Raw genomic sequence first — 26893 nt, forward strand, 5'->3', positions numbered from 1 at the left:
TCAAACCGAATCTGTTCACGGCGAGTGGTGCATGACAAGAGCAAAATGGAGCTCCCTGGGATTATCCCTTCTGGTCATCGTGTTATTGGTTATCTGGATGGCAACGGGTGAGGTAAAAGTTGCCAGTGATGAGGCGCCGGAGGAGCCGGCCTCCGAACAGGTAGCCATAACTCGGGTAGAGGTAACACCGGTCAGCGCCCGGACTTATCAGCCAGCCCTCAAACTTCAGGGCCAGCTGGAGCCCTGGCAGTCGGTTCAGGTCAGTGCCCGGGTGGACGGCACCGTTGAGCAACTGAACGTTCAGCTGGGGCAACAGGTGAAAGCGGGTACGGTGCTTGCGACCTTGTCGATGGATGGTCGGGACACGGTGGTACAGCGCTGGCAGGCCAGTATTCGCAAGTTGGAAGCGGATCTGGCCGCCGCCCGGAAGCTGCGTTCCAGCAATCTGGCCGCCGAAACTGAAATATTGCGTCTGCAGAGTGAACTCGCCGCGGCTCGAGCAGAACTCGCTGCGGCTGAACTGGCGCTGAATCACCTCAAGCCCATCGCACCGTTTGATGCCACTGTGAATCGTCGCGAAGTGGACGAAGGCAGTCTGGTGCAGGTGGGAACGCCCCTGTTTGAGCTGGTACAGATAGACCGCCTGAAAGCCACCGGACAGATCCCCCAACAATCGGCGGCGCTGGTTCAACCGGGGCAGGCAGTCGATATACAACTGCTGGACGGCTCCCGGCTGGCCGGCGTTGTCAGTTTTGTGGCCAGCGCTGCCAATTCGGACACCCGAAGTTTTGCGGTGGAAGTGGTGGTGGAGAATCCTGAATTGAAGCGGGCTGCGGGCGGCTCTGCCAGCCTGAGTATTCAACTGCCGGAACAACAGGCCACCTTCATATCGCCGGCTTATCTGGGGCTGGATGACGATGGCCGGCCCGGCGTGAAGTATGTCGATGCCGATAATCGAGTGGTGTTTGAGACCGTGCGGCTGCTAAGCGTCTCGACCGACGGTGCCTGGGTTGCCGGCTTGCCGCCTGAGATTCGCCTGATTACCCGAGGGGCCGGATTTGTCTCGCCGGGTGAACAGGTGCGCCCTGTCGACACCTCAGACCAGCGGGGCTGACCGTCATGCGAGCATTGATTGCCGCGGCCATGGACCGAAGCCGCACCACGCTGTTGTTGTTCCTGTTCCTGCTGTTGGGCGGTATGGCGGCCTACCAGGCGATTCCCAAGGAATCCAATCCGGACGTCACCATCCCGATGATCTATGTCTCGATGACGCTTGAAGGCATCAGCCCGGAAGACGGTGAGCGCCTGCTGGTCCGGCCCATGGAGCAGGAGCTGCGCTCGCTGGAAGGCATCAAGGAAATGCGGGGTACCGCCTCAGAAGGCCATGCCTCGGTAATGCTTGAATTCGACGCCGGTTTCGATCCGGACAAGGCGCTGCAGGATGTCCGGGAGAAGGTGGATACCGCCCGCAGCAAGCTACCCCAGGAAGCCGACGAACCCCGGGTCAATGAAATCAACGTGTCGCTGTTTCCGGTGTTGTCGGTAGGCTTGTCCGGTCCGCTGTCGGAACGCGAGCTGATCACCATTGCGCGCCGACTTCAGGATGCCATCGAAGCCATTCCCGAAGTGCTGGAGGTGGAAATTGGTGGCGACAGGGAGGATCTGCTGGAGATCGTGGTGGATCCCCAGGTGCTGGAAAGCTACGGCATCGATTTTGATCAGTTGGCCTCCCTGGTTACCCGGAACAACCAGCTGGTGGCTGCCGGCTCACTCGACACGGGTAATGGTCGGATGGCGCTGAAAGTGCCGGGAGTAATCGAAACCATCGAAGATGTGATGTCGATGCCTGTTAAGGTAGACGGCGACACTGTGGTTACCTTCGGTGATGTGGCCATGCTGCAGCGTACCTTCAAAGACCCGACCGGCTTCGCCCGCATCAACGGGGAGCCAGCCTTGGTACTGGAAGTTTCCAAGCGCTCGGGCGCCAACATTATTGAAACCATTGAGCAGATTCGCACCCTGATTGATGAGGCCCGGCCCCGGTTGCCGGAGACCCTCGATATCCGCTTCATCATGGACCAGTCCGAGGAAGTGCGCGATATCCTCTCGGATCTGCTCAACAACGTGCTGACTGCCATTGTGCTGGTAATCATCGTGGTGATCGCGGCCATGGGCCCACGCTCAGCTGTGCTGGTGGGGCTCACCATCCCCGGGGCGTTTCTGACCGGCATCCTGGTGATCTGGAGCATGGGCCTGACGCTCAATATCGTCGTGCTGTTCAGCCTGATCCTCGTGGCGGGCATGCTGGTGGATGGCGCCATTGTGGTGTCTGAGCTGGCAGACCGGAATCTGTCGGACGGGCAGCCGGTCAAAGCCGCCTGGGTGGAAGCAGCCTCGCGCATGGCCTGGCCGGTTATTGCCTCCACGGCGACGACGCTTGCGGTCTTCGTGCCGCTGCTGTTCTGGCCCGGAGTGGTGGGCGAATTCATGAAATACCTGCCGATGACCGTGTTGATCTGCCTGATTGCTTCGCTGGCCATGGCGCTGGTTTTTCTCCCGGTTTTGGGTGGCGTGAGCGGTGGTCGCCGGCACCACAAGGATGCCAGTGAAGGGCGTTTCATGCGGGGCTACCGACAGGTGCTGGCCGCTCTTCTGCAGCGCCCGGGCCTGACCTTGCTCGGCACCCTGATGGTGATTGTTGTGATCTACGCCGCCTATGGGCGCTTTAACCATGGTGTCGAGTTTTTCCCGAGTGTCGAGCCCGAGTCGGCCCAGGTTCAGGTGCGGGCTCGTGGCGATCTTTCGGTGTGGGAACGGGATGCCATTGTGCGTGAAGTGGAGTCTCGGCTGCAGAATATGCCGGAGGTAAAGGCCCTGTATGCGCGCTCCATGGTGACCACCAGCTCCCAGATGGCTCCGGATGTGATCGGCGTTCTGCAGTTCCAGTTCACGGACTGGTACACCCGCCGCACGGCCACGGATATTCTGGAAGACTTTCGGGAACGTACGGCAGATATCGCCGGTATTGAACTGGAGTTCCGCAAGCAGGAGGGCGGCCCGGCTGAAGGCAAGCCCATCGAGCTGCAGGTCAGCAGTATGGACAGCACACAGCTGGATGGCTATGTCGACAGCATTGAGAACCGCATGCGCGAACTCGGTGGTTTTGTCGATATTGAAGACGACCGGAGCTTGCCCGGGATCGAGTGGCGCCTGAATGTGGATCGTGAGGCGGCCGCTCGATTCGGTACCGATGTGTTGAGCATCGGCAGTGCGGTTCGGCTGGTAACCAATGGCCTGGTGCTGGCCACCTACCGGCCGGAAGATGTTCGCGATGAGGTGGACATTGCGGTGCGGGTGCCCAACAACTGGCGGGAGCTGGATCACCTGGAGCGCCAGACACTGAACACCCCTCGCGGTCAGGTGCCGCTGTCGGAATTCGTGGACCTGGAGCCAGGCGACAAGACCGGCTCAATCGTTCGGGTTGATGGCCAGCGCACGATCACCATCAAATCGGATATTGCGCCGGGCAGGCGAATGGACGAGCTGCTGCGGACCCTGCAGGCTGAGATGCCTGAGCCACCGGAAGGGGTGAGCGTGCGCTTCGCCGGCGAAAACGAGGATCAGCAGCAGGCCGCCAACTTCCTGACCTCCGCTTTTCTGGTTGCGGTTGGCCTGATGTTGCTGATTCTGGTGACCCAGTTCAATTCTCTTTACCAGACCCTTCTGATCCTGTCGGCGATTGTATTGTCCACCGCCGGAGTGCTGCTGGGCTTGCTGTTTTCCGGTCAGTCTTTCGGCGTAGTGATGGTGGGCATGGGCATTATTGCGCTGGCGGGTATTGTGGTGAACAACAACATCATCCTGATCGATACCTTCAACCAGATGAAGCGGGAGGGCAAAGCCGCCTACGAGGCCGCCCTGGAGACCGGATGTCTGCGTTTCCGGCCCGTATTGCTGACGGCAGTCACCACGATTCTTGGCCTGATGCCCATGGTGTTGGGGGTGAATGTCAATCTGCTGGAGCCGTCATTGGGTCTGGGGGCACCATCCACCCAATGGTGGACCCAGCTGTCCAGTGCCATCGCCGGGGGCCTTGCCTTTGCGACTCTGCTGACATTGCTGCTGACGCCCGCTCTGCTGGTTCTGGGAGAGCGCACCGGCCAGTGGGTCAGGGCGCTGGCCGGGCGCATTGCGAGGCGCAATCAGTAGCGGATTCGTTCCGCCAGGTCTTTGGCCTTGCTGGCCATAGCTTCAAGTTCCGGCACCGTGCGCAGGTTATCCTCGGCAGCGCTGTGCATGGCTTCGGAAATTTCAGCGACTTCGGTAACGTTGCGATTGATGTCTTCGCTCACACTGGTCTGCTCCTCGGCGGCCGTGGCCACCTGGGTGGTGGCATCATTCACGCTGACCATCCGCCGGGTAATGTCCTCCAGGGTTTTGCGAACGGCATCCACCGATTCACTGCTTTCCCGGGCCACCACTTCTGATGCCTGCATGTATTCCGTGGCATCCCGGGAGCCGCCCTGAATGCTGGCAATAATCTCATCAATCTCGACAGTGGCCTCCTGGGTCTTCGCAGCCAGGTTGCGCACTTCATCGGCCACCACCGCAAAGCCTCGGCCGGCTTCGCCTGCCCGAGCAGCTTCGATGGCTGCGTTCAGCGCCAGCAGGTTGGTCTGATCGGCAATCTCGCGAATGACTCGCATCACATCACCCACGCGCTGACCACTCTTGGCCAGTTCCGCCACTGTGGTGGCCGAGCTAAGGATCTGATCTGTCAGGCGATTCATGCTGCTGACGGCATCGTTGATCTGTTCGTCGGCATGGCGGGTCTGGTTCGTGGTCTCATCGACCTGGCTGGCCACTGAGGCCGCATGCTGAGCAACATCCTGAGCGGTGGCGGACATCTCGTTCATGGCGGTTGCGATCTGGTCGATACGCTGATGAGCCCGATCAGAGTGGGACGACACGGCATCGGCGTTGGTCCGGATCATGGCGCCGGTGTCTGCCAGTTTTTCGGCGTTGTGTTTCATCATTTCGCCGGTTTCCTGCAGGAACCGGTGCAAGGCGCGGGCGGTGTCTGCCAGCTTGCCCAACTCATCCGGGCGCTTCAGAGTGACCGGATCGGTCAGATCGCCTTTGCCGATGCGATCCAGCTTGCCGATCAGTTCCTGGGTTGGTCGAACCACAGAGCGAACCAGCACGCTCAAGCACGCCAGTGTGCCGAGAATAATGGCTGCCAGTAGAAATCCTCCCATCAGCCAGGTGGTGCTGGTGGCTTCGTCACGAAGCTCGGCGGAATGAGCCACGGCGGTGTCCCGGATTCTGGCGGATGCCTCTTCAATCAGTTTGGATGGTTCCCGGTCAATGCCGGAAACGGCCTGATCGCCTGCGTTGTGGTCGTAACCCGAGGAGACAAAATCACGGAACCCTTTGCGATAGGCTTCGCCCATACGCTGGTGAGCGGTTCGGAACTGCGTCATCAGGGTTTTTGCCTGGTTGTCATTCAGTTCAGGAATCAATGCGCCCAGTTGTTGCTGGATATTCGCTTCCACCGCCTGGAAACGCTGCCAGTATTTTTCACGCTGGCCGGTATCGGCGCCCCGGATCAGCACGTTTTTCCATTCCTGAACCTGGGTTTTGAAGTCGCTGAGAATGTCTTGGGCCTGAAGTGCCTGGACCATTTCCTTGCTCACCAGATGATCATACTCATTCTGGGTGGCCAGAGAACGGTTAAAGTAGATGCCTGCAACAACGGCAATCACGAGGTTGGACACCACAATAATGGTAAGGATCCGGTTAAGGATACTTTTGAAGTACCAGTTCATGGGTGGGGTTCCTGTTTTAATCCGGAGGGTGAGAGTAGAATAACGAACCGCAGGAGGCCGCTGAGCGCTCCTGGTTTGTTTATCGGCCGCTATCTTACATGCTGAACCCGCTTACTGAAATTTATCGGGACGACTGGCTGCTGGCCGTGCACAAGCCGGCCGGATTGCTGGTGCATCGCAGTCCCATCGACAAGCACGAAACCGAATTTGCCCTGCAGTATGCCCGGGCTATGAACGGCGGTGAGCATGTCTACCCCGTGCACCGGCTGGATCGTCCCACCTCGGGTGTCTTGTTGTTTGCCCGGGATCCGGAGACGGCGCGTACGCTTGGTCTGGCGATGATGGCCGGGGGGGTGAGCAAAACCTATCTGGCGATGGTCAGGGGCTGGGCACCGGAGCAGGGGGTGGTCGACCACCCGCTCCGGGATGAGCCGGAAGACCGACGTCTCAAAGGTCAGGAGCAGCCGGTTCGTGAGGCGCTCACCCGGTATCGCCGGCTGGCGACGACCGAATTGCCGGTGGCGATTGAGCGTTACCCCACGAGTCGATACAGCCTGGTGGAGCTGAAGCCGGAGACCGGCCGGAAACATCAGCTGCGCCGACATATGAAACACATCAACCACCCGATCATTGGTGATGCCAACCATGGTCGGGGCAGGCACAACCGGTATTTCGCCGAGCGCTTCGGTCAGGGGCGCCTGATGCTGGCGGCGACGGAGTTGCGGCTGAAACATCCGGTAACCGATGAGCCTCTGTGTCTGAAGGCCCACCCTGAGCGCAGTTTCTTGCAGGTTTTGGCAATTTTTGACGGGGACGACCTTCCACTGCCGCAATAGCGGAGCGTTTCCGAACAGGCCAACTTGTGTAGCTTTTTATGTCAATTTGCGACAAATAGTACCCTCGGCAGACGCTTCGTTCAACTTGGTGCATACTCCTTTGTAGGCTTATAACCAATAACTAAGGCGCTTGACGCCAGAGACCCATATGCCAAGGCTCTTTGTCTTACTCAGTCTGCTGTGTTGCTTGTTGGCACCGTCGCTGTCGAGTGCCGAATCGGTGGAATGGGGCCCGTTCTCCAAGCGACTGGAGCTCTCCCGTTTCGTCGACTACTGGAAGGAAGAGGGCGCCCGGTCGATCGAAGACGTTCGTGGTTTGCCGGCGCAGGCCTGGACCCGGAACGGGAGCGACAGCGTCAGTCTTGGCTATGGCGACGACATCTACTGGTTCCGCGTTGAACTGACCAATACTCTGAAATCCGAAGCCGGTAATTTTCTGGAAATTGGCTACCCGGTTCTGGACCACGTTGAAGTCTACCGGGAAGTCGACGGCCGAATGCAGGAGCCCTTGCTGCTGGGCGACAAACGTCCCTTCTATGATCGCCCGATTCACCACCGCAATTTCATTGTCCCGCTGGTGCTGCCCCCGGAATCGTCCACAACGGTTTATCTTCGGGTGGACACTACCAGCTCCATGCAGGTGCCCATGACGCTCTGGGATCAGGATGCCTTCTACTCGGCGGAGCAGGCCCGGAGCCTGTTTGAGGGCATTTACTACGGTATTGTTCTGGTGATGATGCTTTACAACCTTTTCGTCTTCATGGCCGTGGGAGAGCGCAGTTTTCTCTACTACGTGGGCTATATTGCGGCGATGCCACTTTTTCTGGCGTCACTGCACGGTGTGGCGTTTCAGTATCTCTGGCCCGAAGCGACCTGGTGGAACGACCAATCCATTATTGTGTTCCTGAATCTGGTGGTGCTGTTCGGGGGAGCCTTCAGCATTCGCTTCATCAGTGTGACAAGGAAAAACCACCTGTGGCTGAACCGGTGGACGATGGCGATGATCATGACGGCCGGTCTGCTTGCCCTGGCGGGCCTTCTGATTCCCTACAGGCTGATGATTCTTCCGACCATTGTGGTTGCCTTTGTGGGATGCTCCACCATGCTTATGCTGAGTGTGGTGCGCTGGTTGAAGCGTGACCCAGCTGCCCGGTATTACACGGTGGCCTGGGTTTTTATGCTGTTCGGGGGCATCGTATTGGCGCTGAGCAAATTTACCATGCTGCCCAGGAACCTGCTGACTGAGAATGCCACTCAGGTTGGCTCGGCCCTTGGCGTGATTCTGTTATCGCTTGCGCTGGCCGACAGGCTGAACCGGGAGAAGAAGAAGTCATTTGCGGCCCAGCAGAAGCTATTGCGTGAAGAACGCAAAGCTCGACTGGCCCAGGAAAAATCGTTGCGTGTTCAGCAAGAGGCTAATGCCCTGTTGGAAGAGAGGGTGCAGGAGCGGACCCGCGACCTGGAATCCCTGAACGAACAACTACTGGAACTGAGTGCGACGGATCCCCTTACCGGACTCAAAAACCGGGGGCACTTTGACAAAAAATTTCAGGCTGACGTGGTCCATGCCTATCGGTTTGAGGAGACGCTGTCGCTGCTGGTGGTAGATATTGATCACTTCAAGAGCTTTAACGATACCTACGGACATCTCGTTGGCGATGATTGTCTGAAAATGGTCGCCGACTGCATCAAACGTCACGTCACCCGGCCGCAGGATCTGGCCGCGCGATACGGCGGCGAGGAGTTTGTTGTCCTGTTGCCAGACACTCCGGAAGCGGGCGCCGTTCGGGTCGCCGAGAGAATCCGCGAGGAGATTCAGAAAACAGCTTTCCGGGTCTCCGATCAGGTACTTCATCTGACCGTCAGTATCGGTGTTTGCAGCTGCGCGCCCGCCCGGGCGGACGCTACCAAAGCGTTGTTTGCCTGCGCCGATGACGCGCTTTACCAGGCCAAGGCGGAGGGCCGCAACCGGGTAATTGCAAATACCCAGGCCGGGCAGGACCAGGCAGTCTGTCAGGCCTGATTTGACCGGGCTGCCTGGCTTAGAGTGGGCCAGGGGTGGTTGGCTTCCAGCGCGTAGGCAATTTCAAGTAGCGTTCGCTCATCGCCATGCCGACCCATAAACTGCACCGAAATGGGCAGGTGCTGGCTGCTTTCCCCCATAGGCAAGGCGATACCCGGAGCACCTGTGGCGTTGGCCAGCGGCGTAAAACTCACATAGCGGGTCAGCCGTTCGAACAGGGTATCGAAAGGTACACCGGGGTTCAGATGGCCCAGTGGCGGTGTGGTATGTCCCAGGACGGGGGTCAGCACCGCGTCATAATCATTCATGTGCCTCTGATAGTCGTGCCAGGAGCGTTTCAGCCGCCAGATGACAGCGGGCAGGCGCCAGAACTGGCGGCGGAACATTTTGTCCAGGCCATTGGTCAGGCCGTCCACTCGGGATTTGTCGAAATCCGGGTGATAGAGCTTCTTACCGCGGGCTTTTACACCGAACGCGAGCATCCCCCAGTAAAGCGCAAAGTCATCCGGAAATGAGCTGGCGACCGGCACATCCATGGGCTCGATAATGTGCCCCAGCTTTTCCAGGTAGCGGGCCGTCTGCTCCACGGCTAGCCGGGTTTCCGGGTCGGTGGGGTGGCCGTTGATGGAGTCCAGCACCAGGCCAATGCGCAATTGTCGGCCAGAGGGGCCCTGCACATGCCCGATGGCGGGTAGATTCCGGTTCTTGAACCAGGACTCGGCGTACGCCAGGAAGCCGGCGGTATCGCGCACTGAACGCGTGACGACACCATCACTGATGATGTTGACGGGCAAATCCCGGGCGGCATCGTTATCCACCACTCGGCCTCGTGTAGGTTTCAGGCCTACCAGCCCGCAACAGGCAGCCGGTATGCGGATAGAGCCGCCACCGTCATTGGCGTGGGCGATGGGCACCACGCCGGCTGCGACCAGGGCGGCAGCACCGCCGGAGGAAGCGCCACAGGAATAGTCCAGGTTCCATGGGTTGCGTGTCGGGTCTCCCTGGGCGGGCTCAGTTGAGGCGTTAAAACCGAATTCCGGCAGTGTGGACTTGCCCAGGCAAATATAGCCCTGGGACAGCATCTGTTCGGCAAAAGGGCTGGTTCTTTTCGCCACCCGGGGCGTGACCGCCTGTGACCCGTGCCCGGTGGGCAAACCCTCAACGTCTGTGTTGTCCTTGATATAAGTAGGTACACCGGCAAAGGGGCCAGTCTGGGCGCCCGGTCGCTGGCTCTGTGTCAGCGCTGGCTGATAACGTTCAGCCACCACACCATTGATCACCGGCGCCGCCAGCTGTGCCCGCTCTATCGCCGCCGCCGTCACTTCCTGCGCCGAAACCTCGCCTGAACGAATCCGTTCAGCAAGTGCAGTAGCGTCGTTGTCGGCCATCGCGTCGTTGCGGAAACAATGGAAGCGGGTACTGGGTGGCTGATTCATGGCGGCTCCTGAAAGCAAAAACAGAGGCTTACTAACATAACTCAGGCTTAAACGTGACGATATGTCATTTCAGGTATGGCGTCACAAAATGGGTGCAAAATATGGCAGCAAAGGATTGATCTGTGTCTCTTTCAATGAAGCCTCAAGCACAGTAAGCTGTTTGCCAACCTACTGAACCAGAATGAATAATGGATCTGATCGAGCCAGCTGTCCGGGTTTTTCTCGGCGTTTTTTTCCTGATGATTGGCCTGCAGTTTGCGGCCCGTACGCTCGGCCTGTATTCACGATTGGGCTTCTCTCACATCAATTATGGCAGGGTCGGTACGGCTACCTGGTGGCATCGCCACACCTTTAACCTGTTCCGGGCTGCGATTCTGCTGGTTTGCCTGGCCAGGATCTGGGTTGATCTGGACGCCTGGTTGGGCGTTTTCCCCCTGCTGTACCACTGGCCGGTGTTACTGGCCGGGGCTGTGCTTCTGCTGGTTTCCTACACTGCCGTGAACTATCTGCAGGCCTACATGCATGAGGACTGGCGTTCCGGCATTGATGACCAGCATGGCAGTGGGCACCTTCTGACCGATGGACCTTTTGGTCGCAGCCGGAACCCGCTGTTTCTGGCGGTGATGACGGGGCAGTTGGGGTTCTTTCTGGCGTTGCCCAGCGTGTTTTCGCTGGTGTGCCTGGTGACTGGCGTGCTGGTGATCATGCGCCAGGCCAGGGAGGAAGAGAAAGCCCTGGCCAGGCGTTTTGATGAACAGTACGAGGCCTATTGCAAACGGGTGCCCCGCTGGTTCTGACTGTCGGGCTCAGGACGCTTTGTTCCGCGCTTCCTTGATCACGTCGTAAGCGTGGCTGATTTCACGGGTTCGCTCTTCCGCCATTTCCCGCATACTTTCGGGCAAGCCGCGTCCGGCGAGTTTGTCCGGGTGGTTTTCACTCATCAGCTTGCGGTAAGCGCGCTTGATCTCGGCGTCTGAGGCCTCTGGCGAGACGCCAAGAACCTTGTAGGCATCATCGATCTGCTGGCTGCTGGAATAATTGCGGGTACCGCCCGCCTGGCCGGCATGGGCACCACGCAGCATAGCTTCGAGCTGGTCGACCTGACTTTCCGGCAGCCCCAGCCCACGGGCGATACGAACCAGCATTTCGTGCTCGGCCGGATGTACCTGCCCGTCTGCGGCAACCGCAGACACCTGTACCTGCAGAAACATCTGCAACAGCACCGGCTGGCGGCCGGAAGCCTGCATGAAGCGCTGGAGTTCGGCGTCCAGGTCGAAGTCCGATGCTTTACCCCGGTTGAACGCTTCCTTGGCCATGGCTTTCTGGGATTCGTTCAGGCGAAAGCGAACGAACATGGCCTCTGCCATCTGGATTTCATCCCGTGAGACCACACCATCGGCCTTGCACAGGGCGCCCATCACCGCGAACACGGATTCAATGAAACCGGCCTGCAGCCCCTGAAGCTTGCCCAGCAGTCGGCTTTTCATGCGCTGGAACAGGAACGCACCAATGGCTGCGCCAACCAGAAAGCCGGGGAATCGACCAAAGGCATAACCGATCAGACCGCCAAAAATGATTGCGAACAGCATTCTCTATCCTTCGTTGAGTAAACAGTCCTGAGAATATACGTGTTTTTGGTCAGGGCTTCATGAACAGGCTTTCATCCACGGCATCAATCTGCTCGGCCTTCAGGTGCTGGGCACCGTAGCGCCGATAGGTTCCGGAGCGCACGAAGAGCAGGAATACCTCCCGGTCTATATGGCCCTGTCTGGTCATGTTATCCATGATGTTCAGCGCTTCAGACAGTGTCTTGCCCTGCTTGTAAGGGCGATCCACGGCGGTCAGCGCCTCGAAGATGTCAGCCACGGCCATGATTTTCTCGGGAATGCTCATGTCCTCACCGCTCAGGCCGAAGGGGTAGCCCTTGCCGTCCACACGCTCGTGGTGGGTGCCGGCCAGCCGGGGCACACGGGCCAGACGGTCTGGCAGGGGCAGGGCATCCAGCATGCAGATGGTCTGCACGATGTGTTCGTTGATACGGAAGCGTTCTTCTTCCGTCAGGGTGCCGTACTGGATGGTCAGATTGTGGAGTTCTCCCCGGTTGTAGGCATACTCAGGCAGCTTCATGTCAAAGCCCCAGAGATTGCGCGGGTCGTCCCGCTGGACCGGAGGCACCCGGTCGCCCCAGGTGCGAATATGCCAGGGTTTGTCTGCCAGCAGTGGCTCGGTGGCGGGCAGTGCCGCTTCCGGAGAATCCGCCAGGGCTTGCTGCTCATCCCCGGAGAGGCCCAGCCGGTCACTGAAATGGCGTTGCCAGGTCTGGGCTCCGATCTGGCGAATGCGCGCTACATCCTCGTCCGACATGGACTCACTGCCCACATTGGCGTCTGCCAGGAAGCCAAAGTCAGCCTGAAGTTTTGCCTGGGCCTCATCTCTGTAACGGGCAGCCTCGGTCGGGTCTTCTCCATTCAGGCAGGCTTGAAGGTAACGGACCTCGGCATCCCGGTGCAGGATTTCAAAGCGGGCCCGGATTTCGTGGATGCGGTTGTAGATGGTTTCCAGCTTTACGGCTTTGTCGACCACATATTCCGGGCTGGTGATCTTGCCGCAGTCGTGCAACCAGGCCGCCAGGTGAAATTCGTAACGTTCGTCTTCGTTCATGCGGAAATGGGCAAAAGGCCCTTCCGATGCCTGCTCTGCCACCTCCGTGATCATCTGGGCGAGCTTGGGTACCCGCTCGCAATGACCACCGGTGTAGGGCGACTTGGCATCAATGGCGCTGGCCACCAGGCGGATAAACCCATCGAGCAGGGCCTGCTGGCTTTCGATCAGTTCACGGGTTTCGATGGCAACTGCGGCGGAGCCGGCAATTTCATCCACGAAAACAATCAGGTCATCACTGAGATGGGTGTGGTCGCCCACTTCCATTTCGATGATCAATGCACCAATGAGTTTCTTGCGTCGATTACGCAGGATGGCAAACACCGGGTGGCCGGATATGTGGTTTCTGAGCTGGCGAATGATCTCGTTATCGTCTGCCGCCTGGTTGATGGCTGGCAGGCTGGCGGGCAGTTCAAGTCCGCGGTTAACAGCCAGGTCGAGCTTATGTTCATGGCTGCTGTACAGGTAAATCGCGCCCCGTTCCTGGCTGACGATGGCGATGATCTGATCAAGAATGTCGCGTAACAACTGGTTCAGATCCTGGCCCCGGTTGAGCACCGTGGCGATGTTCTGGAAGCTTCGGATGGTGCGGGCCATGTCATCCAGGGCAATGCTGAGTTCCGAGGCTTCCCGGATATGGGACTCCGAGCGGATTGGCGTGTCAAAGCGGAAGCGGGAGAGGCTGCTGACCCGGTCGGTCAGGCGTTCAAGGGGTTTGCCCACCTGGCGCCCCATAAACCAGCCAAGTATCAACAGCAGAAGCGCTATGGCGCCGGCGATCGCGGTCTGGCGGGCAAGGGCAGCCCAGACATCGGCCAGCAGTTCATCCGAGGGAATGGCGACAACTACGGAGAGTGCTTCATCGGGCAGGGTTCCAAGTTGCTCGGCCATGCCATACCAGTCCCGGCCCTGCTGATGAAAGCGGCGGATTTCCCGGTTGGTGCCCGGCTCAAGCACCTGGCGGATCACGGCATCGGGTTCGGTGTTACCGTCGGCGTCTGCAAGGAGTTCCCCGGAAGCGCTGACAATGGCCAGCCGGCTTCCTGCGGTCTGTTTCAGCTCCGCCAGTTGCGAGCCCAGGTCGGTCACGGTGACATCAATACCCAGCACGGTACCCGGGATACTGGCGGCCCTCTGAGACAGGGTCAGCCCGGTTTCCTGGGTGGTGAAAAACACATAAGGCGCTGATAGCTGGAGCGAATCTCCGGCCCTGGCTGCCTGATACCAGGGGCGCTGGCGGGGATCATAGTCGTAATCCGGCAGCGAGCGGCGTTCGAGCAGTTCCAGGTCGCTGTTATAGAATTGCCAGATACCCTCGCGCAGATTGCCCTGGTATTCCAGGCTTTGCAGCAGATAGCGACTGGTTGCGGGGGCGTCCGGAAACTGGAGTGAGCCCGAACTGCGAATCTTACGGAACAGGAAAAAATCGCCATTGTCATAGCCTGCGTATACCGCACTGACAATATCGCTGCTGGTGAGCACATCGGCAATCACCGGCAGGCGTTGCAGTCGTTGCTCAAGGGTGGAACTCTGGGTGAGTGGGTCGTGCCGCAACAAGGCCAGCGCCGTAGCCGGCGGTTGGGTAATGGCATTGATACGATCGTCCACGCTTAGAGCCAGCTGTCGGGCAGTGGCGGCGGCAGCGGTGACCTTGGCCTGTTCCATGCCCCGATAACTCTGGGCCACCAGTGTGATGGCCAGTATCAGCATTCCCAGGGTGATGGCAGAGGCTATCAGGAATGCCAGTGATACCCGGGCGGACTGTTTGTTGTGTGGCGGTTTTGTCTGTCTCACAGCGTCGGGATCCAACGACGGATGAAGGGTTCTCTAAGTGTAGACGCTCTGCGGGCGTTATTCTGATTTCAGAAGATAAACGGGTGGCTTATGACGCCAGATCTGTTTTCCGGGTTGAACGATCAACCGACAATGGAAGCCTTTGACGAGGGCGTGGTTGTGCTACGGCGCCATGCCGTGAAGCACCAGCAAGCCTTGATGCGAGATATAGAACAGGTGGCGCGACAGGCGCCGTTTCGCCACATGAAAACGCCGGGTGGCCATCAGATGTCGGCCGCCATGACCTGTTGCGGCCCCCTGGGATGGGTGACTGACGAGACAGGGTATCGCTACCAGCCTCAGGATCCCTTATCCGGGCTTCCGTGGCCGGCCATGCCCGAAAGCTTTGTCTCATTGGCCTGCAAGTCAGCCCGGGAAGCGGGATTTCCCGGCTTTGACCCGGATGCCTGCCTGATTAATCGCTATCAGCCTGGGGCCAAAATGGGACTGCATCAGGATAAGGACGAAAAAGACTTTGCCTGGCCCATTGTGTCGGTGTCTCTGGGCCTGCCCATTGTGTTTCAGTTTGGTGGACTCAAGCGCAGCGACCGCCCCGCGCGTATTCTGCTGGAACATGGTGATGTGGTGGTCTGGGGCGGCCCGGCCCGTTTGCGTTACCACGGCGTTCTGACTCTGAAAGCCGGTGAACACCCGGTGACCGGCTCGGCCCGCTACAATCTGACCTTCCGTAAGGCTGGCTGATACCTTATTGCAGCCAGGCCACCAACAGGCCTGCGGCCAGAGATAACACCATCGGGCCAGCCACCAGCAGACCGGTTTGTCGGTTGCCGATACTCCAGGCGATGCCCGATTTCACCAGATTATTCACCGCTGCCGCGATGACAATCCCCAGCACGGCTGCATCCATGCCCAGGCCATCGTTGGACATCCGGGTAAGAGACAGGGTGATGGCATCGACATCCGCAACGCCAGAGGTCGCGGCCAGGGCGTAAATGCCGACATCGCCGAAGGCATTCTTGAGGAATTCCCCCAGTAACAGAATGGCGGTCAGCAAGAAACCGAACACCAGTGCGGAAGAGAGATCCAGCGGGTTCTGGTTCATGGTGGGCTGGCTCACCTGCAGTTGCCGGGCGTTGCGGCGCCAAATGATCAGCGCGGGCACGTAGAGGAGGGCGGTCATCATGGCGACCGGCCAGATCAGGCTGGGTAGCAGTGCCTTGTTGATGACCAGGCAATAAACCAGAATCCGAGGGAACATGGTGCCGCAGGCAATCAGGATGCCGGCAGCAAACTGCGGGCTGAAGTCGGGATTCTTCGCCGATTGCCGGGCGAAGTGCAGGCTCAGGGCGGTAGATGAACTCAATCCGGCAAAAAGACTGGTGAACAGAATACCTTTGCGGGCTCCAGCCACCCGGATGGCAAAGTAACCGACAAATGAGATGGAGGCGATCATCACCACCATCCACCAGATTTCCCGGGGGTTGAGCACGCCACCCGGTCCCATGGCCTCGTTTGGCAGCAGAGGCAGCATCACCACCGAGATCAAAAGCAGTTTAAGGGCAGCGTCGAGTTCGCTGGCCTGAAGCTTGTGCACCCAGCCGTGGATTTCTTCCTTGTTGTCCAGAATGATGGCGGTGACCACCGCAGCAGCGGTGGCGATCACCGGATCCACCGCCACGGCAACAGCGCCGAAACAGAAGGTCAGCAACATGCCGACCATGCCGGTAATGCTGAAATTGCGGATGTGTTCCAGGCGCTCGCTGTAGGCCACCAGCCCCATGGCCACTACACTGAGTAGCAATACCGGAAAGGCCCAGGGGGTAATCTGCTCCGACAATACGGCGGCAATGCCGCCCAACAGCCCGACCAGTGAGAAGGTGCGGATACCGGCAATGCGTTCCCCGGATTTCTGCTCCCGGGCATCCCAGCCCCGCTCCAGGCCAATGATGGCTCCGAGCAGCAAGGCCACGGCCAGATTGATGGTGGTCTGGTTGGCGTTTAGGAACTGGCTTGCTACATCATCCATGTACTTGTCACCAAAAAGATTATTTAAACGCATTCTAGGCAATTAGCGGCCCCGGCGGCACCCCCGGTCTGTCGGGATGGCCAGTCTGGCCATACTTTCAGGACGGTTTCTGGTACCCTTCGCGGCCCCGATCTGATATCCCCAGGAATTGAAAGCGACACCCCTGACCATGACAAACGCACTCAAGCAGAACTGGTTTTCGAACATCCGCGGCGACTTGCTCGCCGGAACCGTGGTTGCGCTGGCACTGATTCCGGAGGCGATTGCCTTCTCTATCATTGCCGGGGTTGACCCGAAAGTGGGCTTGTATGCCTCCTTCTGTATTGCCGTGATTATTGCCTTTGTCGGTGGCCGCCCGGGAATGATCTCGGCGGCCACCGGCGCCATGGCGCTGCTGATGGTGACGCTGGTCAAAGAGCATGGCCTACAATACCTGCTGGCGGCAACCCTGCTGACCGGTGTGATCCAGATTGCCGCCGGCTACCTGAAACTGGGCGGCTTGATGCGGTTTGTATCCCGTTCAGTGGTGACCGGTTTCGTGAACGCTCTGGCCATCCTGATTTTTATGGCCCAGTTGCCGGAACTCACCAATGTGACCTGGCATGTCTACGCCATGACCGCCGCTGGTCTGGCTATTATCTATCTCTTCCCGCTGATACCCACTGTGGGCAAGTTGATTCCGTCTCCGCTGGTTTGCATCGTCGGTTTGACCATTGTCTCCATGGTTATGGGGCTGGATATTCGTACCGTAGGTGATATGGGTGAGTTGCCGGATACCTTGCCGATTTTTCTGTGGCCAGACGTACCGCTGACGCTGGAAACCCTGATGATCATCCTGCCCTATTCACTCGGTCTTGCCGTGGTAGGGCTGCTGGAATCCTTGATGACGGCGACGATTGTCGATGATCTTACGGACACGACCAGCGACCGTAACCGCGAGTGCAAGGGCCAGGGCATTGCCAATATCGGTTCCGGCTTGCTGGGCGGCATGGCAGGCTGCGCGATGATCGGTCAGTCCATCATCAACGTGAAATCCGGTGGTCGCACACGTTTATCCACGCTCACGGCCGGTGTCTTTCTGCTGATTCTGGTTCTGGTGCTCGACAAGTGGCTGGTGCAGATTCCGATGGCCGCCCTGGTGGCCGTGATGATTATGGTCTCCATCGGTACTTTTAGCTGGGATTCCATCCGTAATCTCAGGGAGCACCCATTGTCCACCAATATCGTGATGCTGGTTACGGTCATTGTGGTGGTCGCCACCCATAACCTGGCTTTCGGCGTACTGGCCGGTGTGCTGCTGGCGGCTCTGTTCTTCGCCAACAAGGTTGGCCATTACATGCTGGTGACCTCCGAGCTGGACGAGGCAACAGACACCCGTCGCTATACCGTGGTGGGCCAGGTGTTTTTCAGTTCCTCGGAAAAATTCCTGGAATCCTTTGACTTCAAGGAAGCGGTGGACAATGTTGTGATAGACCTCAGCCGCGCGCACTTCTGGGACATTACCGCCGTTGGCGCGTTGGACAAGGCAGTGATCAAGTTCCGCCGTGAGGGTGCGGATGTGGAAGTGATTGGCCTGAATGAGGCCAGTGCCACCATCGTTGACCGCTTCGGGGTGCACGACAAGCCCGACGCCGTTGACCAGCTGATGGGGCACTGATATGACTCAGACCAAAGAAAACTCTGACATTCGCAGCAATAATAACAGCCAGAATCAGGCGCAAGGCGAGGCAGCTATGACGGCAGACAAGTTGAGAATTGTGGCGTGTATTGACGGTTCACGGGCTGCCCCCGCGGTGTGCGACTTTGCCGCCTGGGCCAGCCGCCACATGGACACGCCGCTGATGCTGCTGCATGTTCTGGATGAAGAACGGTATCCGGCCGAGCCGGATCTGGCTGGCAGCATCGGTCTTGGCAGCCGCGAGCATTTGCTGGATGAGCTGGCGGAGCTGGACCGTAAGCGCTCCAAGCTTGCCCTGGAGCATGGCCACCACATGCTGGACGAAGCAGAGGCCAGGGTAAAAACTGCGGGTATTGGCGAGACGGTCAAGCGCCAGCGCCATGACAACCTGGCCGAGGCTCTGACCGCGCTGGAAAAAGAAACCCGGCTATTTGTGATGGGGTTGCACGGTGAAAGCAGTTCCGATCGCGATGTGCACATCGGTAGCCAGCTTGAGACCGTGATCCGTAGTGTGCATCGTCCGATTCTACTGGTGCCAGATGAATACCGCGAGCCGAAAAGTGCCATGGTGGCCTTTGATGGTTCCGCGACCGCCTTCAAGGGCATTGAGATGATTGCGGCCAGCCCGGTGTTACGGGGCATGCCTTTGCACCTGGTGATGGTTGGAGCCGACACGGCCGATCGTTGGGAGCAACTGAAAAAAGCGGAAAAAATGCTGGAAGGCCTCGGTGTTGAGATCACGCTGGCTATCCGCGCTGGCGATGTGGAGCCCACGCTGCACGCCTATCAGGAAGAGCACGGCATCGACATTCTGGTGATGGGCGCTTACGGCCACTCGCGAATCCGCCAGTTTCTGGTGGGCAGTACAACAACCACCATGCTGAAAACCGCGCACAAGCCGCTGGTTATTCTCAGATAAGGAGCAACCATTGCTCAAAGGCAGCCGAGAAGGGAACCCGATGATCAGAAGGTTATTGACCCTGATATCCCTGGTTGTCCTTGCTGGCTGTGCAGGAGGGATCAAGCCGATGGAACACGGGCCGGCAATACCGGTCGCCTCGGAGCCAGACGCTTTTCTGCAGGCACAGAGCGAAGAGCGGGTCGGCGCCGGGTTGCCGGCGGTAAAACTGCTGAACACAGGCCAGGATGCCTTTCTGGCCCGGGCCGCACTGATCGAGACTGCCAGCCAGCGCATCGACGCCCAGTATTACATCTGGAACGACGATGACAGCGGCCGCTACCTGGCCAGCCGCTTGGTTGCGGCCGCGGATCGCGGAGTGGTGATTCGCCTGCTGCTGGATGACATTAATGTTGCTGGCAAGGAATCCCTGTTCGCCCTGCTGGATGCCCATGCCAATATCCGTGTGCGTATATTCAATCCATCCCGGTCCCGGGATGGATTCGGTCGCTGGCTCTCGTTTATCACTGACTTTGATCGCATCAACCGGCGCATGCACAACAAAACCTTTGTGGTGGATGGTCTTGTGGGTATTGCCGGGGGCAGGAACATCGGGGATGAGTACTTCGATCAGCATCCGACACTGAACTTCCGGGACCGCGATGTTCTGGTGCTGGGGCCGTTGGCGGAGGACATGACCGCCAATTTTGAGGCCTACTGGGACAGTCCCTGGACCTTGCCGCTGGTAGAGCTTTATCCCAAGCCTGAACAGGCACAACCGAAGCTCAGCGTCCTGATTGAATCTGCCGCCTCGCGGCATTACCAGATCGAGCCCCCAGGAAACCGGCAAACGGCAAGAACCTATCTGGAGACCTTGTTTGCCAACACCGTTTCCGCACCCGCCGAACTGGTGTTTGATCCGCCTCCCGAAGACCCGGATGCCCCCGCAGAGGCTCCCCAGCGAACCGCGCAAACCCTGTATGACCTGGTGGACGGTGCCCGGTCCGAGATCCTTATTGAATCGGCGTATCTGATCCTGACTGACCATCAGCTCAGTGCCATGAGCGACATTGGCAGAGGTCGTTTACAGGTTGCCGCCCTGACCAATTCGCTGGCCACCAATGATCTGGTTACCAACCACTCCGGATACGCACGGTGGCGCCGGGCGATGTTGGAGCAGGGTATTGAGCTACACGAATTACGACCGGATGCCCCTGCATGCCAACGTTGGGTGGCCGCCAGTGCAGCCTGTGAAGGCGGTGAGGTAAGCCTTCATTCCAAAGCGGTGGTGTTTGATCGGGAAACCCTGTTTATCGGGTCCTTTAACGTGAATCTGCGTTCCATTTATCTCAATGGCGAGACGGTGCTGGTGATCAAAAGCCCGGAGCTCGCCGGTGCCGTGGCGGACGATATCCGTTACGCTATGGAGCCCCGGAACAGCTGGGGGGTTGAGCTGAATGGCCAGGATGAGCTGGTCTGGCGGTCAGAAGGGCAGGAGGTGCAGCACGAGCCGGAGGTGGGTTTCTGGCGCCGGGCCATGTCGCGGATGCTGTCTTGGCTGCCTATCGAGAAGTACCTGTAGCGGCGCTCAGGCCTCGTTGCCGGCAGTGACACCAGACGCCCAGGCCCACTGGAAATTGTGACCACCCAGGTGCCCGGTCACGTCCACCACTTCGCCAATAAAGAACAGATTCGGCCGATCCAGAACCGCCATGGTTTTGGAAGAGAGTTGGCGTGTATCAACTCCGCCCAAGGTCACTTCTGCGGTTCGATAACCCTCGGTGCCGGCCGGTTTCACCGTCCAGTTGCCCAGAGTGTCGGCAATCTGCTCGATGTCCTGATTGCTGCAGCCTTGCAGTGGGCCCTGCCAGCCCTGAAGTTCATTAAATGCCTGGGCGAAACGTTTGGGCAGATGCTGGTTGAGATACTGCGCCAGAGTGGATTGCGGCTTTTGCTTTCGAAGTGCCAGCAGGTCCTCCCGAATTGGTTGGTCGGGTAACAGGTTGATGTGCACCTCATCCCCCGGCCTCCAGTAACTGGACACCTGCAACATGGCCGGGCCACTCAGTCCCCGGTGCGTCACCAGCATGGGCTCGCGGAAGTGCTGGTTGTGGCAGTGGGCATCCACCGGGCAACTGATGCCCGAGAGTGGTGCCAGTTGCTGTTTCAGCTCCGGTTGCAGGGTAAAGGGCACCAGCCCGGCCCGGGTCGGCAGAATGTTCAACCCGAATGTTCTGGCAAGCTCATAGCCGAATCCGGTCGCGCCCATGGTGGGAATGGACAGGCCGCCGCAGGCAACCACAAGAGATTCGCAGCTCAGCACGCCGCTGCCAGTCATAACCTGATAGCCACCGTTCGCTTCCCGTACCTTCTGAATCTGGGTCTTCAGCCGGATCTCCGCGCCCGCCCATTCACATTCGGTCAGCAGAACATTGAGGACGTCTCTGGCGCTGTCCCGGCAGAACAACTGACCGGGCGCTTTCTCCTCGTACTCGACGCCGTGTCGATCCACCAGTTCGAGGAAATCCTGGGGCGTGTACCGCTTCAACGCCGAGATACAGTAATGGGGATTATCCGAGAGGAAGTTGGTGGGTGTGCTGTTCAGGTTGGTGAAATTGCAGCGCCCGCCGCCGGACATCAGGATCTTCTTGCCCGGTTTGTTGGCATGGTCCAGTACCAGCACACGCCGGCCCCGGTAGCCGGCGGTTGCCGCACACATCAGCCCTGCTGCGCCGGCGCCGATGATGATTACGTCATACGCTGAGGATGAACCTGCCATGATACTACCCGCCGTTGGTGAAGAACGCCGGGCAGTATACCAGCCTCACGGCAGGTGAACGGAGCCTTCCATGTAGAAGGCTGCCTGGCCAGAAATGGCCACCCGCTCGCCCCGGAGCTCGCAGCGCAGTTCGCCGCCGCGGGCAGAAACCTGGCGAGCCCTGAGTTCGGTTTTACCAAGCTTCTCAGCCCAGTAGGGCACCAACACACTGTGGATGGAGCCGGTCACGGGGTCCTCGTCGATACCGGCGCCGGGAGCGAAATAGCGGCTGACAAAATCGCAGTCCGTTCCCGGGGCGGTCACAATCAGGCCCTGGTTGCCCAGCTCGGCCAGTTTGCGGTTATCCGGAGTTGCGGTCCGCACCTCGTCTTCGGAGCCCAGCACCACCATGTCATTGGTGTCGTTAGGCACGTAGAAAGACTCGGCCGGCGCCCCGGGCAAAGCCTCCAGAATCAGCGCCGGCGTTGGCCTGTGCTCGAAAGGCAGATTCGGGAAATCCAGTTCCAGCCAGCCTTCTGCCCGGCGGGTAACGGCCAATGGACCACTTCTGGAGTGAAAATGCACGGTGTCGGCCGACCAGCTCAGCCGGTTGAACACCACCCACGCCGAGGCCAGTGTGGCATGGCCGCACAGCGGTACTTCCACCGCAGGGGTGAACCAGCGGATGTGGAAATCCGCCGGGTCAGACTCTGGCAACGGCACCAGAAACGCGGTTTCCGACAGGTTGTTCTCCAGTGCGATTGCCTGCATCCGCTCGTCTGGCAGCCATTGGTCCAGCGGCATAACGGCTGCCGGATTACCGCCGAACAGGGTGTTGGTAAAGGCATCGACCTGATAAATCGGTGTGGTGTTCATAGGTTCTCCCTGTTGGAGTTGGTCAGATAATGTCTGGCTCGCGAACGGGCGAAGCGCTGTAATTCCTGCTCACTGTAGCAGTGGACTTCCGGCAGCGGGCGGTTGCCGGTGAGAATCCAGTGGTTGTGGCCGGCCGGGATTACCCGGATGCCATCCCGGGCCAGGCCTTGTATGGTTTTGAGGTGATGACCGTTGCCTGTCGTAGCGCCTGCTCCGGCAAGGTTGAACAGGTCTTTCTGACTGGCTCTGGATCTATCCGGTTGTTGTTTAAAGCGCTCGTCGGTTTTCTGTACCTGTGCCATGGTGAAACTCCTTCTTCAGTGGATGGCTCTATTGTTCGCTTATCCGTGTTGCCATAACAGATTCAGTTAACCAGGCATTGAATCGGTACAGATGATCTATAATCTGAACTGTGCTGGCCGAAAAGTAGCCAATCTGTACTGCCTGAATTGGCGCCGGATCTGCTGCAATAGACCTCGATTGGCCACTGCAAACAGGGAGAAGACCATGGGTGTGCTTTATAACCAGGTAGCAGATCAGCTGCAGGGGCTGATCCGTGATGGCGTTTACCGGGAGGGTGAGCGTTTGCCCGGGGTTCGGGTGCTCAGCCGTCAGTTTGGTGTCAGCATTTCCACGGTGCTTCAGGCCCACCAGACGCTGGAAGCCCGTGGCTATCTGCAGGCCAGGGAGCGTAGTGGCTATTTCGTAAGGTTGCCTGCCAGGGACGTGCCGGAACCCAGAATGTCGGAACAACGCAGCCAGCCGCTGCCGGTGTCTGCCCGGGAAATGACACTGGATCTGTGCGCGGACGAGCAGAAGCGCATGGTGCCGTTGGCAACCGCCATACCACACCCGGATTACCTGCCGCTGCGGCAGATCCAGCAGAGCACCCTGTGGGCTGCCCGGCGGGGCCTGGAAACCCTGGACTACGCCTTCCCCGGCAAGGAATCCTTTCGCCGGCAGATTGCCCAGCGCATGGCGAGCCTCGGCGTGCCGATCTCGCCAGACGATGTACTAGCCACCAACGGTGCCCAGGAGGCCATCATCCTGGCCCTGCGAGCGGTCACCCAGCCCGGCGACATTGTGGCCGTGGAATCGCCTTCCTTTCCGGGAATCCTGCAGGCGCTGGAAGTGGTGGGGCTCCGGGTGATTGAGATTCCGACCCATCCCTCCGATGGTATCAGCCTGGAGGGGCTTCAGCTGGCCCTGGAGCAGTGGCCTCTGAAAGCCTGCGTGGTGGTGCCGAATCACAGTAATCCTATGGGTGCCAGGATGACGGACGAGCGCAAGCAACAACTGGTGGCCATGCTGGCGGCCGCCAATGTGCCGTTGATTGAAGACGATATCTATGGCGATCTGTACCACACGGGTGAGCGCCCGCGGCCGGCCAAGGCTTTTGATCGTGCAGACAACGTGATCTACTGCAGTTCCTTCTCCAAAACCATTTCACCGGGCCTGAGACTGGGCTGGATGATCCCCGGCCGACACATGGCCAGTGCCCGCCAGCACAAATATTTTGTCAACCTGGCAACCTCGTCCATTCCTCAGCTGGCGGTGGCGCATTTTCTGGAGCAGGGTGGTTACGATCGTTATTTGCGCGCTGCCCGCCAACACTACCGTGAGGCGACCGAACGGCTGCGTTCGTCCGTGGCCCGGTCGTTCCCGGAGGGCACGGCGGTCAGCCGGCCACAGGGAGGGTTTGTGCTCTGGGTGCAGCTGCCGGACGGTGTGTCCGGTACTGAAGTGTATCGGCGCGCCCGGGCCGAAAACATCAACGTGGCACCGGGGCTGATGTTCTCAACCACCAACAAGTTCGAGAACTGCCTGCGACTGAACGGTGGCAATCCCTGGACAGACCGGCTGGAGACCGCGGTGATACGACTTGGCTCCCTGGCCCACGAAGTCCAGCGTCATTCTGGCTGAGCGGGCTGCCTGAGTTCGAGCGGGTTCAACAGACCCGCGGCAATGGCCAGGCCGGTCACGTCTGGCAGACGCTCTGCACCAAGGCGCTTCATCACCCGGGCCCGGTACAGGTCGATGGTCTTGACGCTGACATCCAGTTGCTCGGCAATTTCCTTGCTGGTGTAACCCTGGGCCAGGGGCAGGAATACATCCTTTTCCCGGCGGGTCATGCTGGCAATCAATGCTTCGGTACTGGCAGCAGGCGTTGCGTTTGGTACAGGATCGTCGGCGTCCTGAAGGGCTTGTTGCACACTGTCCAGCAACAATTGTTCGTTGAATGGTTTTTCGATGAAGTCAAAAGCCCCGGACTTGAAGGCCCGTACCACAATGGGCACGTCGGCGTGGCCGGAAACAAAGATGATCGGCACGTCCAGGCCTCGTTTCTGCAACTCTTCCTGTACGTTCAACCCCCCCAGCCCCGGCATACGGATATCCAGAACCACGCAGCCAGGGCGCTGGTCTTCCACCGCATCCAGAAACTGGCGGCCATCGCTGTAGGCTTTCACCTTCAGCCCCACTGATTCCAGTAGCCACTGGGTGGATTCAAGCATGCCGGCGTCGTCGTCGACCACGTAGACCGTGTTGTGCGTGTCTGGCATCAGGGTTTTTCTCCTGGCGGATGTGCGAAATCTGCGGTGCGATTTGGGGCGAGTCGGTGCTGGTTAGGCGGGAATCGACAGATCAATGACAGCCCGCCGGTTTCGGCGGGTATGGCGTCGAGAAAGCCGCCAAAACCTTCGATAATCGAACGGCTCATGGAAAGCCCGAGCCCCAGGCCTTTGGGTTTGCTGGTGAAAAACGGCTGAAACATCTGGCGTATGCCTTCGTCATCCAGGCCCGTGCCCTCGTCGGTGACCTGGATCAGGGTTTCGCGCTGATCGTTTATGCAGGTGGTCACCACGATATAGGACAGCCGGCCGGTTTCGCCACGGGCTTCGACATTGGCTTCTATGCCGTTACGGACCAGGTTGATCAACACTTGCTCCAGCAGAACCGGGTCTGCGGTAATCACGGGAGAATCGGCGGCCAGATACTCCTGTAACCGGACCCCGTTTTTCTCAGCTTCCCACTGGCACTGTTTCACTACGTCGCTGATAACGGCATTGAGCGAGACCGGTGCCATGCGCTTCTGGCCCTTGCGCAGGAAAGCTCGCAGCCGTTTGATGACCTCTGAGGCCCGGTTGGCATGATGCACGATCTTCTGCAGACCATCGTCCACTTTCAGGAGACGGTCCGGGTGTTTATCGGCTTCCTTGAGAAAACGCTGGCTGGCGCTGGCGAAATTGACGATGGAGGCCAGCGGCTGGTTCATCTCATGAGCAATGCTCGAGGCGAGCTCGCCCAGGGTGGCCAGGCGCGCGGTATGGGCCAGCTCGTCTGCCAGACGTCGGTTCTGCTCTTCCGATTCTACCCGGGCGGTAATATCACGGGAGACACTGATCACTTCAACTACGGCACCGGTGTATGTCTCGCGGATGGCTCGGCTGGCAATCTCGAACCAGCGGTGGCTGCCGTCCCGGTGATGGAGTTCCAGAGTGAGGGTGGCGTAGCCGTCTTCCCGCAGGCGGTGGCGGGTTTGTGCCAGCTCTTCGGCCAGATTCTCCCCCTGGAAAACGTCTTCCAGGGCTTTGCCGCGCAGCTCTTCGGGCCAGTATCCCAGCAGCCGCCAGGAAGCGGGCGTGGCGTCGATAAAACGGCCATCCGGGGCATGGCGAGAGATCAGGTCGGTGGTGTTTTCAGTGATCAGGCGGTAAAGCCGGTTGGAGCGGACCGCCTGCTCCTGATCCCGAATGTCGTTGGTGGCATCGCGCCCGCGCACCAGAACCTGCGTGCCCTCTGGCAGGGGAATAAAGCTCCACAGAACGATTCGATCACTGAACCGTGACTCCACATCCTCAATGGCCCGGCCCTGGCCGATGGCCGCCTGCACCAGCGCCTGAGTGTTTACCGGTAACAAAGCATCTGGTGTAGGTGCTTTACTGATAGTGAGCAACTCACGGGTGGTACGGTTGCAGTCGGATACCGTTGCGTCGGCTGCCAGAATCAGCGTGGGTTGCGGGTCGCTGTCCAGTAGGAGATTGATTTGTCGAGAATTGTTGGGATCTGTCATGTTTTAT

General features: G+C 59.2%; 20 protein-coding genes. 10 read left to right on the plus strand and 10 right to left on the minus strand.

Annotated elements, in window-relative coordinates:
* The first annotated feature begins 31 nt into the window (after positions 1–31).
* The gene (locus tag ARC85_RS13980) at positions 32–1114 is read left to right on the plus strand and encodes an efflux RND transporter periplasmic adaptor subunit (RefSeq protein ID WP_286715159.1); all 1083 of its coding nucleotides are present in this window, start codon (positions 32–34) and stop codon (positions 1112–1114) included.
* A gap of 5 nt (positions 1115–1119) precedes the next feature.
* Entirely contained in the window at positions 1120–4209 is a 3090-nt protein-coding gene (locus ARC85_RS13985; RefSeq protein WP_286715161.1) for an efflux RND transporter permease subunit, read from the plus strand.
* On the opposite strand, the gene ARC85_RS13990 is transcribed toward ARC85_RS13985, so the two are convergent.
* Entirely contained in the window at positions 4203–5828 is a 1626-nt protein-coding gene (locus ARC85_RS13990; protein WP_286715164.1) for a methyl-accepting chemotaxis protein, read from the minus strand. The genes ARC85_RS13985 and ARC85_RS13990 overlap by 7 nt on opposite strands.
* Positions 5829–5926: 98 nt before the next feature.
* Here ARC85_RS13990 and ARC85_RS13995 point away from each other — a divergent pair, with 98 nt between their 5' ends.
* Positions 5927–6664 (plus strand): pseudouridine synthase, encoded by a 738-nt coding sequence (locus ARC85_RS13995; protein WP_153741355.1) that lies wholly within the window; start codon positions 5927–5929, stop codon positions 6662–6664.
* Between the two features lie 148 nt (positions 6665–6812).
* Positions 6813–8687, plus strand: a complete 1875-nt coding sequence (locus tag ARC85_RS14000) for a sensor domain-containing diguanylate cyclase (RefSeq protein WP_286715167.1) — start codon at positions 6813–6815, stop codon at positions 8685–8687.
* On the opposite strand, the gene ARC85_RS14005 is transcribed toward ARC85_RS14000, so the two are convergent.
* Positions 8678–10123 carry an amidase gene (locus ARC85_RS14005; protein ID WP_286715169.1) on the minus strand — a complete coding sequence of 482 codons (1446 nt, stop codon included), beginning with the start codon at positions 10121–10123 and terminating at the stop codon, positions 8678–8680. The two genes, ARC85_RS14000 and ARC85_RS14005, sit on opposite strands and share 10 nt — an antisense overlap.
* Before the next feature lie 188 nt (positions 10124–10311).
* Here ARC85_RS14005 and ARC85_RS14010 point away from each other — a divergent pair, with 188 nt between their 5' ends.
* Positions 10312–10920, plus strand: coding sequence for a methyltransferase family protein (locus ARC85_RS14010; RefSeq protein WP_228223236.1), 609 nt, complete (start codon positions 10312–10314; stop codon positions 10918–10920).
* Between the two features lie 9 nt (positions 10921–10929).
* Here ARC85_RS14010 and djlA read toward each other — a convergent pair whose 3' ends face one another.
* Complete coding sequence (gene djlA, locus ARC85_RS14015; RefSeq protein ID WP_011785578.1) at positions 10930–11712, minus strand: co-chaperone DjlA; 783 nt, start codon at positions 11710–11712, stop codon at positions 10930–10932.
* 49 nt (positions 11713–11761) lie between these two features.
* Positions 11762–14578, minus strand: a complete 2817-nt coding sequence (locus tag ARC85_RS14020; RefSeq protein WP_286715172.1) for an HD domain-containing phosphohydrolase — start codon at positions 14576–14578, stop codon at positions 11762–11764.
* A 90-nt stretch (positions 14579–14668) separates the two neighbouring features.
* Between ARC85_RS14020 and alkB the strand changes: the two genes are divergently transcribed.
* Positions 14669–15319 carry a DNA oxidative demethylase AlkB gene (alkB, locus tag ARC85_RS14025; protein WP_011785576.1) on the plus strand — a complete coding sequence of 217 codons (651 nt, stop codon included), beginning with the start codon at positions 14669–14671 and terminating at the stop codon, positions 15317–15319.
* 4 nt (positions 15320–15323) lie between these two features.
* Here alkB and ARC85_RS14030 read toward each other — a convergent pair whose 3' ends face one another.
* Entirely contained in the window at positions 15324–16604 is a 1281-nt protein-coding gene (locus ARC85_RS14030; protein WP_022990968.1) for an MgtC/SapB family protein, read from the minus strand.
* Between the two features lie 169 nt (positions 16605–16773).
* Here ARC85_RS14030 and ARC85_RS14035 point away from each other — a divergent pair, with 169 nt between their 5' ends.
* The 3 genes from ARC85_RS14035 (at position 16774) to ARC85_RS14045 (ending at position 20762) form a co-directional block, all read left to right on the plus strand.
* Complete coding sequence (locus ARC85_RS14035) at positions 16774–18261, plus strand: SulP family inorganic anion transporter (protein WP_011785574.1); 1488 nt, start codon at positions 16774–16776, stop codon at positions 18259–18261.
* A 1-nt stretch (position 18262) separates the two neighbouring features.
* Entirely contained in the window at positions 18263–19201 is a 939-nt protein-coding gene (locus tag ARC85_RS14040; RefSeq protein WP_222179936.1) for a universal stress protein, read from the plus strand.
* 109 nt (positions 19202–19310) lie between these two features.
* Positions 19311–20762 carry a phospholipase D family protein gene (locus tag ARC85_RS14045; protein WP_286715175.1) on the plus strand — a complete coding sequence of 484 codons (1452 nt, stop codon included), beginning with the start codon at positions 19311–19313 and terminating at the stop codon, positions 20760–20762.
* Positions 20763–20768: 6 nt separating this feature from the next.
* Here the strand turns inward: ARC85_RS14045 and ARC85_RS14050 are convergent, their stop codons facing one another.
* From ARC85_RS14050 to ARC85_RS14060, 3 genes are read right to left on the minus strand one after another with little or no spacing between them, the layout of a single operon-like run.
* Positions 20769–21959, minus strand: coding sequence for a BaiN/RdsA family NAD(P)/FAD-dependent oxidoreductase (locus ARC85_RS14050; RefSeq protein WP_286715178.1), 1191 nt, complete (start codon positions 21957–21959; stop codon positions 20769–20771).
* Between the two features lie 45 nt (positions 21960–22004).
* Complete coding sequence (locus ARC85_RS14055) at positions 22005–22814, minus strand: PhzF family phenazine biosynthesis protein (RefSeq protein ID WP_286715181.1); 810 nt, start codon at positions 22812–22814, stop codon at positions 22005–22007.
* A complete protein-coding gene (locus ARC85_RS14060; RefSeq protein ID WP_226611025.1) occupies positions 22811–23116 on the minus strand; it encodes a hypothetical protein in 306 nt (101 codons plus the stop codon). Before ARC85_RS14060 ends, ARC85_RS14055 begins: the two co-directional genes overlap by 4 nt.
* A 205-nt stretch (positions 23117–23321) precedes the next feature.
* Between ARC85_RS14060 and ARC85_RS14065 the strand changes: the two genes are divergently transcribed.
* The gene (locus ARC85_RS14065; protein ID WP_023009334.1) at positions 23322–24737 is read left to right on the plus strand and encodes an aminotransferase-like domain-containing protein; all 1416 of its coding nucleotides are present in this window, start codon (positions 23322–23324) and stop codon (positions 24735–24737) included.
* On the opposite strand, the gene ARC85_RS14070 is transcribed toward ARC85_RS14065, so the two are convergent.
* Both ARC85_RS14070 and ARC85_RS14075 read right to left on the minus strand, forming a co-directional pair.
* Positions 24725–25375 (minus strand): response regulator transcription factor, encoded by a 651-nt coding sequence (locus ARC85_RS14070; protein WP_014420959.1) that lies wholly within the window; start codon positions 25373–25375, stop codon positions 24725–24727. The genes ARC85_RS14065 and ARC85_RS14070 overlap by 13 nt on opposite strands.
* A complete protein-coding gene (locus tag ARC85_RS14075; protein ID WP_286715183.1) occupies positions 25375–26886 on the minus strand; it encodes a PAS domain-containing sensor histidine kinase in 1512 nt (503 codons plus the stop codon). Before ARC85_RS14075 ends, ARC85_RS14070 begins: the two co-directional genes overlap by 1 nt.
* Positions 26887–26893: the final 7 nt, after the last annotated feature.

It is taken from the genome of Marinobacter sp. tcs-11 (assembly GCF_002049515.1).
GTDB classification, from domain to species: domain Bacteria; phylum Pseudomonadota; class Gammaproteobacteria; order Pseudomonadales; family Oleiphilaceae; genus Marinobacter; species Marinobacter nauticus.